Source organism: Stenotrophomonas sp. 86156_Sma (assembly GCF_056481625.1).
In genome coordinates this window covers 132,817-144,994 of the sequence record NZ_CM151157.1, presented here as the reverse complement: position 1 = coordinate 144,994, position 12,178 = coordinate 132,817, and the positions used below count along the sequence as shown (strand labels likewise).

The window sequence follows — 12,178 nt, the reverse complement described above, 5'->3', positions numbered from 1 at the left end:
CGGCCCCGCTGCTACAATTCGCGCCTTTCCCGCCGCGTGCCTGCACGCGGCCGGTGCCAGCCGATCCTACCGGGCCAGCCATGACCAGTACCGCGCAACTCACTTCGCCCTCGTCCGCCGACCTGCTCGACCGTGATTACACGCTCGACCACAAGTACACCCGCAGCGAGGGGCGGATCTATCTGAGTGGCGTGCAGGCGCTGGTGCGGCTGCCGCTGATGCAGCGGCTGCGCGACGCCGCCGAAGGCATCGACAGCGCCGGCTTTGTCAGCGGCTACCGTGGCAGCCCGCTGGGGGGCTTCGACCTGGAGCTGTGGCGCGCGCGCAAGCACCTTGAAGCAGCCAAGGTGAAGTTCACCCCGGGCCTGAACGAGGACCTGGGCGCCACCATGGTGTGGGGCACGCAGCAGACCAACCTGTTCCCCGGCGCCAACGTGCAGGGCGTGTTCGGCATGTGGTACGGCAAGGGCCCGGGCGTGGACCGCTGCGGCGACGTGTTCAAGCACGCCAATGCCGCCGGCACCTCGCGCTACGGTGGCGTGCTGGCACTGGCCGCCGATGACCATGCCTGCCGCAGTTCGACGCTGCCGCACGGCAGCGAGGACGAGTTCGTCAGCGCGATGATGCCGGTGCTGAACCCGGCCGGCGTGCAGGACATCCTCGACATGGGCCTGCTGGGCTGGGCGATGAGCCGCTATACCGGCCGCTGGGTCGGCTTCAAGACGATCGCCGAGACGGTGGAATCGTCGGCGTCGGTGCAGGTCGATCCGATGGCGCGCCGCATCGTGCTGCCGGAAGACTTCGAGATGCCGTCGGGTGGCCTCAACATCCGCTGGCCAGACCCGCCGCTGGACCAGGAAATGCGCCTGCACCGCTATGCGGTGAAGGCCGCACAGGCCTTTGCCCGCGCCAACGGCATCGACAAGGTGGTGATGGATGCGCCGCGCGCGCGGCTGGGCATCGTCACCACCGGCAAGAGCTACCTGGACGTGCTGCAGGCGCTGGAGTACCTGGGCCTGGACGAAGCCGCGTGCGCCGACATCGGCATCCGCGTGTACAAGGTCGGCATGACCTGGCCGCTGGAACCGCAGGGCATCGCGCGCTTCGCGCAGGGCCTGGAAGACATCATCGTGGTGGAGGAGAAGCGTGCCTTCATCGAGCGCCAGATGAAGGAACAGTTCTTCAACTGGCCGGCCAGCTGGGGCCAGCGCCCGTCGATCGTCGGCAAGTACGACGAGAGCGGCGAATGGATCCTGCCGTCCACCGGTGAGCTGACGCCGGCCACCATCGCCGGCGTGATCGGCCGCCGCATCCAGAAGTTCTTCAACAACGAATCGATCGAGCAGCGCCTGCAGTGGATGCAGGAGAAGGAAGCCGAGCTTGCGTTGCCGCGCGCCAGCTTCCCGCGCGTACCGCACTACTGCTCGGGCTGCCCGCACAACACCTCCACCCAGGTGCCGGAAGGCTCGCGGGCGCTGGCCGGCATCGGTTGCCACTACATGGTGACCTGGATGGACCGCAGCACCGACACCTTCACCCACATGGGCGGCGAAGGCGTGACCTGGGCCGGGCAGGCGCCGTTCACCGACACCCCGCACGTATTCCAGAATCTGGGCGACGGCACCTATTTCCACAGTGGCTCGCTGGCGATCCGCCAGGCGGTCGCCGCCGGCGTCAACATCACCTACAAGATCCTCTACAACGACGCGGTGGCGATGACCGGCGGCCAGCCGGTGGACGGCCCGCTGAGCGTGCCCGACATCGCAAAGCAGATGCGCGCCGAAGGCATCCACACCATCGTGGTGCTGTCGGACAACATCGGCAAGTGGACCGGCCAGCGCGAGCACTTCCCCAGCGACGTCGAGTTCCACGACCGCAGCGAGCTGGATGAGGTGCAGAAGCGCCTGCGCGAGGTGAAGGGTGTTTCGATCCTGATCTACGAACAGACCTGCGCCACCGAGAAGCGCCGCCGCCGCAAGCGCGGCAAGCTGGAAGATCCGCAGAAGCGCGTGCTGATCAATTCGCTGGTCTGTGAAGGCTGTGGCGACTGCGGCAAGAAGAGCTTCTGCGTGTCGGTACTGCCGAAGGAAACCGAGTTCGGGCGCAAGCGCGAGATCGATCAGTCCAACTGCAACAAGGACTATTCCTGCGTGAACGGTTTCTGCCCGAGCTTCGTCACCGTGCACGGTGGCCAGCCGCGCAAGGGCAGCAAGCGCGATGCTTCCACCCTGCTGGACAACCTGCCGGCACCGGCCATCCGCGGCACCCTCGAACAGCCCTGGAACATCCTGATCACCGGCGTCGGCGGTACCGGCGTGGTGACCATCGGCGCGCTGCTGGGCATGGCCGGCCACCTGGAAGGCAAGGGTGCGACCGTGCTCGACCAGACCGGCCTGGCACAGAAGGGCGGCGCGGTGACCACGCACATCCGCATTGCCCGTCGCCCTGAAGACATCCACGCCGTGCGCATCGCCGCCGGTGAGGCTGACCTGGTGGTGGGCTGCGACATGGTGGTGGTCAACGACTACTGGGCCCTGTCGAAGGTGCGTGCCGGCCGTTCGCAGGTGGTGCTGAACACCTACGAAGCGATGCCCGGTACCTTCACCACCCGCCCGGACATGCAGTTCCCCGCCGCCGACATCGTGGCCGGTGTGCGCGTGGCGCTGGGCGGCCAGGAGCCGTTGCTGCTGGATGCCACCCAGCTGGCCACCGCGCTGCTGGGCGATGCGATCGCCGCCAACCTGTTCATCCTCGGCTATGCGTGGCAGCAGGGCCTGGTGCCGCTGTCGTTCGAGTCGCTGATGCGCGCCATCGAGCTCAACGGTGCGGCCGTGGCGATGAACCAGCAGGCCTTCGCCTGGGGCCGCCTGGCCGTGGTCGACCCGCAGGCTGTGCAGCAGGCTGCCGGCCTGGTGCGCAACCGCCACACCGATACCGAATCCACCCCGGGCCCGCTGCATCCGCTGCCGCCGGGCGAGTGGGAGGGCAACGAATGGGGCGCCACCGCCGCACCGCGCAACACCGGCGACGAACGCGAACTGCGTGGCCTGCCCTCGCACGGTGGCGACGTGGCATTCCTGCCGCTGGACGACGCGCGCCTGTCGCGCTCGCTGGATGAAATGATCGAGCGCCGCGCCGCGTTCCTGGTCGAGTACCAGGACGCTGCCTACGCCAACCGCTACCGCAGCCTGGTCGAGCGCGTGCGCGCCGCCGAAGCCGACCGCATCGGCGGTTCCACCGCGCTGACCGAGACCGTAGCCCGTTACCTGTTCAAGCTGATGGCCTACAAGGACGAGTACGAAGTGGCCCGCCTGTATACCAGCGGCGACTTCCAGCGCCGCCTGCAGCAGCAGTTCGAGGGCGATTACCAGCTGCGTTTCCACCTGGCACCGCCGCTGTTCGCCAGGAAGGACGAGCAGGGCCGGTTGCTGAAGAAGGAATACGGCCCGTGGATGTTCAAGGCCTTCGGCCTGCTGGCCAAGCTGAAGTTCCTTCGCGGCGGCCGGCTTGATGTGTTCGGTCGTACCGAGGAACGCCGCATGGAGCGCAAGCTGATCGGCGATTATGAGGCCACCGTGCAGCTGCTGCTGGACGGCCTGGATGACGACCGCCTGGCGCTGGCGGTGGAGATCGCCAGCGTGCCCGAGCACATCCGCGGCTTCGGCCACGTCAAGGAAGCGCATTTCGAGCAGGCCAAGGCGCGCGAAGCCGCCCTGCTGGCGCAGTGGCGGAACCCAAAGGCGCTGCACATCGTGCAGGTGGCTTGAGCACCGCTGACGGCACGAAAGCAACCTATTGATTGCATATTGAGATAGCAATCGATAGGTTGCCTCCAGCGAAGGAAAGAGATAGGTTGCTTGTCGTAATGCAACCTATCCTTTGCGTACACGTTCGCGTACGGCCACTTTCTAGGGGACTGCCGATATGGACAGGCCGCTGCACACGGTGAGGACACCTCAACAACTGGCACCGCTGATGCGTGCGTTCAGGCGCCAGGCGGGCCTGAGCCAGGCGCAGTTGGCGGCACAGCTCGGCATAAGCCGCCAGGCAGTAGGCGCATTGGAGCGCGACCCGGCATCGGCAAGCTTCGAACGGCTGATGCGGGTCTGGGCAGTGCTGGGTCTGGAAGTCAGATTGCAGCAGCGAAGCCCCCCGGAGACAACGTCAACGTTGGAGTGGTGAGCCATGGGTACGCTGCGGGTCTGGATGAATGGTGTCGAGGTCGCGCTCTGGGATGATGCCCGGAGCGGCTCTTCCCGGCTTTCGTACGTCGACTCGTGGATCAGCTCCGCCCAGTCCCGGCCGTTGTCACTCTCACTGCCCCTGCTCCCGGAGGGTGAGAGCCATCGGGGCGATGTCGTCAACAACTACTTCGACAACCTTCTTCCCGACAACGCCGTCATCCGCAACCGGATCCGCGACAGGTTCTCCACGCGCAGCAGCGACACGTTCGATCTTCTCGAAGCCATTGGCCGGGATTGCGTCGGCGCAGTGCAACTGCTGCCGCTTTCGCATACACCGGGGGACATCCAGCAGATTACGTGCGAAGCGTTGGACGAATCAGGCGTCGCTGCGATCCTGCGTCAGGTGACGGCAGGGAATCTACCTGGCGCACCCACCAGTGATGATGCGTTCCGCATATCCATCGCCGGTGCGCAGGAGAAGACGGGACTTCTGCTGCATGCTGGCCAGTGGTGCATTCCTACCGGCAGTACCCCATCCACCCATATCTTCAAGCTGCCGCTTGGCATTGTGGGCAACATGCGGGCGGACATGCACCAATCCGTCGAGAACGAATGGCTGTGCATGCAACTGCTTTCCGCCTTTGGAATCCCCGTTGCGAATACGCAGATGGGACGCTTCAAGGACGAACGCGCGCTTATTGTGGAGCGATTCGACCGCCGCCTTTCTGCGGATCGCCGGTGGTGGCTGCGGCTGCCGCAGGAAGACATGTGCCAGGTCTTCGGTCTACCCGCTGCCAGGAAGTATGAATCCGATGGCGGCCCAGGCATCGTGACCATCATGGATCTGCTTCGACAATCCGAGCATTTCGAGGATCGGGCGACCTTCTTCAAGACGCAGATTCTTTTCTGGATGTTGGCTGCAACCGATGGACATGCCAAGAACTTCAGTGTTTACCTCGAAGCCGGTGGACGCTTCCGCCTGACACCCGTCTACGACGTATTGTCGGTGCATCCCATCCTGGGCAGGGGGCCAAACCAGCTCGACCCGCGGAATGCACAGCTCGCCATGTCCGTACAGGGCAAGAATCGCCACCGGAAGCTGCACCTTGTGCGACGACGCCATTGGAACGAAACCGCACGCGCCTGTGGTGTCGCTGATGGTGCGGAGCCGTGGATCGAAGCGCTGATCGCAGCCGTCGAACCCGCCATCGAGCAGGTCACGCGTCAGCTCCCAAGTGATTTCCCCGTAAACGTGTCCGAACCCATTTTCAACGGGCTGCGCGCTGCGGCGGCACGCCTTTCCAGCATGTCGCCGGACGCCTGATCACCCCAGCCGCCACAGCAGCAACCGGTTGTTGGCCGGCATCGCCACATCACCCAGGCGGGTGAAGCCGTTGTCCGCCGCCAGCGCCTGCACCGCTTCCACATCGCGGATGCCGCTGCGTGGATCACGCGCCTTCAGCCAGGCATCGAACTGCGCGTTGCTGTCGCTGGTGTAGCGGCCGCCGTAGTTGAACGGGCCGTACGCCGCCAGCAGCGCACCATGCCGCAGCACCGATGGCAGCGCGGCGAACAGCGCCTGCACATGCTCCCAGCCCATGATGTGCAACGTGTTGGCACTGAATGCGGCATCGAACGTGCTGCCCTCGGGCAACGACAGGCCCGACGCCGGAGGTAGTTCCACCTGCAGCGCCACCGGCGGCAGCAGATTGAGCAGCGCGGCCTCCGCACGCCAGGCCTCGATGCCGGGCAGATGGTCCGGATGATCGCTGGGCTGCCAGCGCAGCCAGGGCCAGCGCTCGGCGAAGAAGGCCGCGTGCTGGCCGGTGCCACTGCCGATCTCCAGCACCCGATGACGGTCGCCCATCCACGGGTCGAGTGCGGTGGCGATGGGTTCGCGGTTGCGCTCGCAGGCTTCTGAATACGGCTTGCTCGACATCAGGGACGGTGTCCAGGCGGGGTCGACCCCATTGTGCACGAGGGGGTGTTGCTCGGCAGGGCTTGCAGCCCTGCACCTGCTTCAGGCCAGGACAACGTCAACGTCAGAAGCGGGCATTCCGTGGGATGGCGGGGCGGTGTGGGTGGTCAGGACACGCCGTAAACCCATCCATGGGGGCTCGATGGCGCCATCCATGGCGCCAACGGTCCTGCCCACCCACACCGCCCCGCCTCTGACAGATTTCGTGTGCTGTTGGTAGGTGTCGACCGTTGGTCGACACATCTGTCAGATATCAATTTTTAAGACGTGATCCGACCGCGTGCCGACCAACGGTCGGCACCCACCAACAGCAGCAGGTTCCAACAGCTCGCAGAAAACCGTCGAAGGCGGGGTGGGTCCGGTTGCGGGGGCGTGAGCGCCATGGATGGCGCGACCGAGCCTCCATGGACGGATTTACGGCGTCCCCCGCAACCGGACCCACCCCGCCAACCCACGGATGGCCAGCTTTCGACGTTGACCTTGACGTTGCCTTGGCTTGTAGCCTCTGCGGGTGCAGGGCGCAGCCCTGCCGAAACCCACCCAACCATGACTGCAGTCACTTGCCCGGACGCGCCGCGCTGGCGAAAGTCGAGGAGTTGACGTGATCGGTCCGGCCCGTTGCCAACCGCACGCAAGCGAGAGAGAGAAACGCTGTGCAACGACGTGAGTTCCTGGCTTTTTCCGGTCTGGGCCTGGCGGGCCTGCTGCTGCCGCATTCCCGTGCCATCGCCGCCGAGCAGCTGCTCGCCCCGGTCGATACCGCCCAGCGCAGACGCCTGGCGGACGTTGCGCTCGCCGCCGCACGCACCGCCAAGGCCAGCTACTGCGACGTGCGCATCGGCCGCTATCTCAACCAGTCGGTCATCACGCGCGAGCACCAGGTCGGCAATGTGACCAACCGCGAATCGTCCGGTGTCGGCGTGCGGGTGATCGTCAACGGCGCCTGGGGCTTTGCCGCTACCCATCAGCAGACCGAGGCTGCCGTGCGCGCAGCGGTCGAGCAGGCCGCGGCGATCGCCCGTGCCAACGCCAGCATCCAGACCCGGCCGGTGCAGCTGGCGCCGACGCCCTCGGTCGGTGAGGTGCGCTGGCAGACCCCAGTGCGCAGGAACGCGATGGCGGTGCCGATCCAGGACAAGGTCGAGCTGCTGCTGGCGCTCAACGCCGCCGCGCTGAATGCGGGCGCCGACTACATCAATTCCACCCTGTTCCTGGTCAATGAACAGAAGTACTTCGCCTCCAGCGACGGCTCGTTCATCGACCAGGACATCCATCGCATCTGGCTGCCGTTCACTGCCACCGCCATCGACAAGGCCAGCGGCAGGTTCCGCACTCGTGCCGGGCTGTCCTCGCCGATGGGCATGGGCTACGAGTTCCTCGATGGCGATGCGCGCGGCAAGGTGCAGCTGCCCGGTGGCATCACCGCCTACCGCGATTCCTACGACCCGGTCGAGGACGCCATCGCCGCCGCCCGCCACGCGCGCGAGAAACTGAAGGCGCCGTCGGTGAAGCCGGGCAAGTACGACCTGGTGCTGGACCCGTCCAACCTGTTCCTGACCATCCACGAGAACGTTGGCCACCCGTTGGAGCTGGACCGCGTGCTCGGCTACGAAGCCAACTACGCCGGCACCAGCTTCGCCACGCTGGACAAGCGCGATGCCGGTTTCCGCTGGGGCAGCGACATCGTCACCTTCTTCGCCGACAAGACCCAACCGGGCAGCCTCGGTGCGGTCGGCTACGACGACGAAGGCGTCAAGACCCAGCGCTGGGATCTGGTGCGCGACGGCATCCTGGTCGATTACCAGGCCACCCGCGATGAGGCCCACATCCTCGGCCGCGATGCCTCGCATGGCTGCAGTTACGCCGATTCCTGGTCCAGCGTGCAGTTCCAGCGCATGGCCAATGTCTCGCTGGCGCCGGGCAAAAAGCCGCTCAGCGTCGAGGACATGATCAAGGACGTGGAGAACGGCATCTACATCCACGGCCGTGGGTCGTATTCGATCGACCAGCAGCGCTACAACGCGCAGTTCGGCGGCCAGCTGTACTACCAGATCAAGGACGGAAAGATCGCCGGCATGGTCGAGGATGCGGCCTACCAGATCCGCACGCCGGAATTCTGGAATGCCTGCACCGCCATCTGCGATGAACGCGACTTCCGCCTGGGCGGTTCGTTCTTCGACGGCAAGGGCCAGCCCGGCCAGGTCTCGGCGGTCTCGCACGGTTCGTCCACCACCCGCTTCAACGGCATCAACATCATCAACACCGCGCGCAGTCTCGGCGCTTGAGCCACCCATCCTTCGACATGGAGAGCAGCCTTGCAAAGACGTGACTTCCTGGCCCTGACCGGGCTTACCGCGGGCGGGCTGATCGTGCCTTCCTTCTTCGGCAAGGCGATTGCCGCCGAACAACTGCAGAGCACGCTGGACCTGGGGCTGAAGAAGCGCCTGGCCGATGCGGCGCTGGCCGCTGCCCGCCAGGCCGGTGCCACCTACTGCGACGTGCGCATCGGCCGCTACCTGCGGCAGTTCGTGATCACCCGCGAGGACAAGGTGCAGAACGTGGTGAACACCGAGTCCACCGGCGTGGGCATCCGCGTGATCGTCAACGGTGCCTGGGGCTTCGCCGCCACCAATGCGCTGGGTACGGCCGATGTAGCCAAAGCCGCGCAGCAGGCAGCAGCAATCGCCAAGGCCAATGCCGGCGTGCAGACCGCACCGGTACAGCTGGCCAAGGCGCCGGGCGTGGGTGAGGTGAGCTGGCGCACGCCGATCCGCAAGAATGCGATGGAAGTGCCGATCAAGGACAAGGTCGGCCTGCTGCTGGACGTCAACGCTGCGGCGATGGGCGCCGGCGCCAGCTTCGTCAATTCGATGCTGTTCCTGGTCAACGAGCAGAAGTACTTCGCCTCCACCGATGGTTCCTATATCGACCAGGACGTGCACCGCATCTGGGCACCGATGACGATCACCGCCATCGACAAGTCCAGCGGCAAGTTCCGTACCCGCGAAGGCCTGTCCTCGCCGATGGGCCTGGGCTACGAGTATCTGGACGGCGCGGCTGCCGGCAAGGTGGTCAGCCCGAATGGCGTGGTCAACTACAGCTCTTCCTACAACATGAAGGAAGATGCCATCGCCGCCGCCAAGCAGGCGCAGGATAAGCTGAAGGCCCCGTCGGTGAAGCCGGGCAAGTACGATCTGGTGCTCGACCCGTCGCACACCTGGCTGACCATCCACGAATCGATCGGCCACCCGCTGGAGCTGGACCGCGTGCTCGGCTACGAAGCCAACTACGCCGGCACCAGCTTCGCCACCCTGGACAAGCGCGAACAGCATTTCCAGTACGGCAGCGAGCTGGTCAACATCTTCGCCGACAAGACCCAGCCGGGCAGCCTCGGTGCGGTGGCGTACGACGATGAAGGCGTGAAGTGCAAGCGCTGGGACCTGATCAGCAACGGCAAGCTGGTGGATTACCAGACCATCCGCGACCAGGCCCACATCCTCGGCAAGACCGAGTCCGACGGCTGCTGCTACGCCGACTCGTGGTCCAGCGTGCAGTTCCAGCGCATGGCCAACGTGTCGATGGCACCGGGCAAGAAGCCGCTGAGCGTGCCGGACCTGATCAAGGACGTGGAGAACGGCATCTACATCATCGGTGATGGTTCGTTCTCGATCGACCAGCAGCGCTACAACGCGCAGTTCGGCGGCCAGCTGTTCTACGAGATCAAGAACGGCCAGATCACCCGCATGCTGGAAGACGTGGCCTACCAGATCCGCACACCGGAGTTCTGGAACGCCTGCACCGCCGTGGCCGACGAGCGCGACTACCGCCTGGGCGGTTCGTTCTTCGACGGCAAGGGCCAGCCGGGCCAGGTCTCGGCGGTCTCGCACGGTTCGTCGACCGCGCGCTTCAACGGCATCAATGTCATCAACACCGCACGCAGCCTCGGCTGATCGGTCAGGAGCCCTTACACCATGAGTATCTTCACCGAAGCCCAGGCCAAGGCCATCCTCGACAAGGTCATCGCCCTGTCCAAGGCCGACGAGTGCACCGCCGTGCTGGCCGGCGCGATCAGCGGCAACATCCGTTTCGCACTGAACAACGTCTCCACCAGCGGCATCGTCGACAACACTGAGCTGGCGGTCACCGTTGCCTTCGGCAAGCGCGTCGGTACCGCCTCGATCAACGAGTTCGACGATGCCGCGCTGGAACGCGTGGTGCGCCGTGCCGAAGACCTGGCGCGCCTGGCGCCGGAGAACCCGGAGTTCATGCCGGCCATCGGCAAGCAGAGCTATCGCGCCAGCCCGACCTTCAGCGAATCCACTGCAGCGATCGATCCAGCCTTCCGCGCCAAGGTCGCCGCCGATTCGATCGCCCCGTGCCGTGGCCACGGCCTGATCGCCGCCGGCTTCCTCGAGGACGGCCAGGGCTTCCAGGCCACCGCCAACAGCAACGGCAACTTCGCCTACCAGCGCACCACCAACTTCGATTACACCTGCACCGTGCGTACCGAAGATGGCCGCGGTTCGGGCTGGGTCGGCCGCAACCTGAAGGATGCCGCCGACTTCAAGGCCGACCAGGACATCCGCATCGCCATGCGCAAGGCCACCGAATCGGCCGAAGCCAAGGCGCTGGAGCCGGGCAAGTACACGGTGATCCTGGAACCGGCCGCGGCCGCAGGCCTGATCAGCTTCATGATGAACTTCTTCAGCGCACGCTCGGCCGATGAGGGCCGCAGCTTCCTGTCGAAGAAAGGCGGCGGCAACAAGCTGGGCGAGCAGGTCTACGACCCGCGCGTGACCATGATTGCCGATCCGTGGCATCCGGACGCACCGGTGCTGCCGTGGGACGGCGAAGGCATGCCACGCGAGCGCATGGCCATCATCGAGAACGGCAAGATCGCCAACCTGGACTACTCGCGCTTCTGGGCGCAGAAGCAGGGCAAGACCGCCAAGGCAACGCCGGGCAACCTGCTGATGAGCGGTGGCGACAAGAGCACCGCCGAGCTGGTGCGCGGCACCCAGAAGGGCATCCTGGTCACCCGTACCTGGTACATCCGCATGGTCGATCCGCAGACCGTGCTGCTGACCGGCCTCACCCGCGACGGCACCTTCTACATCGAGAACGGCCAGATCAAGCACCCGGTGAAGAACTTCCGCTTCAACGAATCGCCGGTGATCATGCTCAACAACATCGAAGAGCTGGGCAAGCCGGTGCGCGTGGCCGGTGATGAATCCAGCTACGTGATGATGATCCCGCCGATGAAGCTGCGCGATTTCACCTTCACCTCGCTGTCCGACGCGGTCTGATGGATCGCCGGGCCTGCCTGCGCTGGTTGGCCGCTGCCGCTTCGGCGGCGGCGCTGCCGGCCTTGGCGCAGTCAGGCCCGCGCAGTTCGCGCTACGACTTCTGGTTCACCCGCCTGCAGTACGACTCCGGCGACTGGGATGTGGACGCGCGCATGCCGTCCAACCTGATCACCTCGCTGATCGACTACACCTCGCTGCGCGTGGATCCGCAGGAGCATGTGGTGGCGCTGGCCGACCCACGCATGCTGGAAGCGCCGTTCTGCTACCTGGCCGGGCACACGCTGGTGGAGTTCAACGCCGCCGAGCGGCAGAACTTCGTGCGCTATGTGCGCAATGGCGGCTTCGTCTTCGTCGACGACTGCAACCACGATATCGACGGCCTGTTCGCCACCTCGTTCGAGTCGCAGATGGGTCGCCTGTTTGGTCCCAAGGCACTGCAGAAGCTGCCCAACAGCCACCCGCTGTACCGCAGCTTCTTCCGCTTCCCCGATGGCCCGCCCGCCACCAGCTTCGAACTCAACGGCTGGGGCGACGACCTGGTGCACGACTATCTGAAGGGCATCGAGGTCGATGGCCGCCTGGGCCTGCTCTACAGCAACAAGGACTACGGCTGCGAGTGGGACTACGACTGGCGCAACAAGCGCTTCCTGGCCGAAGACAACACCCGCTTCGGCGTCAACATCGTGATGTACGCGTTGAACAATTGATAG

General features: G+C 65.5%; 8 protein-coding genes. 7 read left to right on the top strand and 1 reads right to left on the bottom strand.

What is annotated here, in order from left to right:
- Positions 1-80 precede the first annotated feature (80 nt).
- The 3 genes from ACZK33_RS00580 to ACZK33_RS00570 all read left to right on the top strand — a co-directional run bounded on the left by ACZK33_RS00580 (position 81) and on the right by ACZK33_RS00570 (position 5,508).
- Positions 81-3,767, top strand: coding sequence for an indolepyruvate ferredoxin oxidoreductase family protein (locus ACZK33_RS00580; protein WP_049421094.1), 3,687 nt, complete (start codon positions 81-83; stop codon positions 3,765-3,767).
- A 157-nt stretch (positions 3,768-3,924) separates the two neighbouring features.
- On the top strand, positions 3,925-4,182 hold the full coding sequence (locus ACZK33_RS00575) for a helix-turn-helix domain-containing protein (RefSeq protein WP_004134030.1): 258 nt from the start codon (positions 3,925-3,927) through the stop codon (positions 4,180-4,182).
- A gap of 3 nt (positions 4,183-4,185) precedes the next feature.
- Positions 4,186-5,508 (top strand): type II toxin-antitoxin system HipA family toxin, encoded by a 1,323-nt coding sequence (locus ACZK33_RS00570; protein ID WP_107431360.1) that lies wholly within the window; start codon positions 4,186-4,188, stop codon positions 5,506-5,508.
- Here ACZK33_RS00570 and ACZK33_RS00565 read toward each other — a convergent pair whose 3' ends face one another.
- On the bottom strand, positions 5,509-6,123 hold the full coding sequence (locus tag ACZK33_RS00565; RefSeq protein WP_423175380.1) for a DUF938 domain-containing protein: 615 nt from the start codon (positions 6,121-6,123) through the stop codon (positions 5,509-5,511). It abuts the gene before it with no gap.
- A 692-nt stretch (positions 6,124-6,815) separates the two neighbouring features.
- On the opposite strand from ACZK33_RS00565, the gene ACZK33_RS00560 reads away from it, so the two are divergent.
- The 4 genes from ACZK33_RS00560 to ACZK33_RS00545 are packed head-to-tail and all read left to right on the top strand — an operon-like array spanning position 6,816 to position 12,175.
- Positions 6,816-8,447, top strand: a complete 1,632-nt coding sequence (locus tag ACZK33_RS00560) for a TldD/PmbA family protein (protein WP_049422409.1) — start codon at positions 6,816-6,818, stop codon at positions 8,445-8,447.
- Between the two features lie 30 nt (positions 8,448-8,477).
- A complete protein-coding gene (locus ACZK33_RS00555) occupies positions 8,478-10,112 on the top strand; it encodes a TldD/PmbA family protein (protein ID WP_423175320.1) in 1,635 nt (544 codons plus the stop codon).
- Between the two features lie 21 nt (positions 10,113-10,133).
- Positions 10,134-11,468, top strand: coding sequence for a TldD/PmbA family protein (locus ACZK33_RS00550; protein WP_019336350.1), 1,335 nt, complete (start codon positions 10,134-10,136; stop codon positions 11,466-11,468).
- Positions 11,468-12,175: a DUF4159 domain-containing protein gene (locus tag ACZK33_RS00545; protein WP_049422407.1), complete on the top strand. Its 708-nt coding sequence runs from the start codon at positions 11,468-11,470 to the stop codon at positions 12,173-12,175. The genes ACZK33_RS00550 and ACZK33_RS00545 overlap by 1 nt, the downstream gene beginning before the upstream one ends.
- The last annotated feature ends 3 nt before the right edge of the window (positions 12,176-12,178 follow it).

What these genes read in the sequence shown, in the direction of transcription:
- ACZK33_RS00580 (WP_049421094.1), top strand. Translation starts at nt 81, where the DNA reads ATGACCAGTACCGCGCAACTCACTTCGCCCTCGTCCGCCGACCTGCTC.
- ACZK33_RS00575 (WP_004134030.1), top strand. Translation starts at nt 3,925, where the DNA reads ATGGACAGGCCGCTGCACACGGTGAGGACACCTCAACAACTGGCACCG.
- ACZK33_RS00570 (WP_107431360.1), top strand. Translation starts at nt 4,186, where the DNA reads ATGGGTACGCTGCGGGTCTGGATGAATGGTGTCGAGGTCGCGCTCTGG.
- ACZK33_RS00565 (WP_423175380.1), bottom strand. Translation starts at nt 6,123, where the DNA reads ATGTCGAGCAAGCCGTATTCAGAAGCCTGCGAGCGCAACCGCGAACCC.
- ACZK33_RS00550 (WP_019336350.1), top strand. Translation starts at nt 10,134, where the DNA reads ATGAGTATCTTCACCGAAGCCCAGGCCAAGGCCATCCTCGACAAGGTC.
- ACZK33_RS00545 (WP_049422407.1), top strand. Translation starts at nt 11,468, where the DNA reads ATGGATCGCCGGGCCTGCCTGCGCTGGTTGGCCGCTGCCGCTTCGGCG.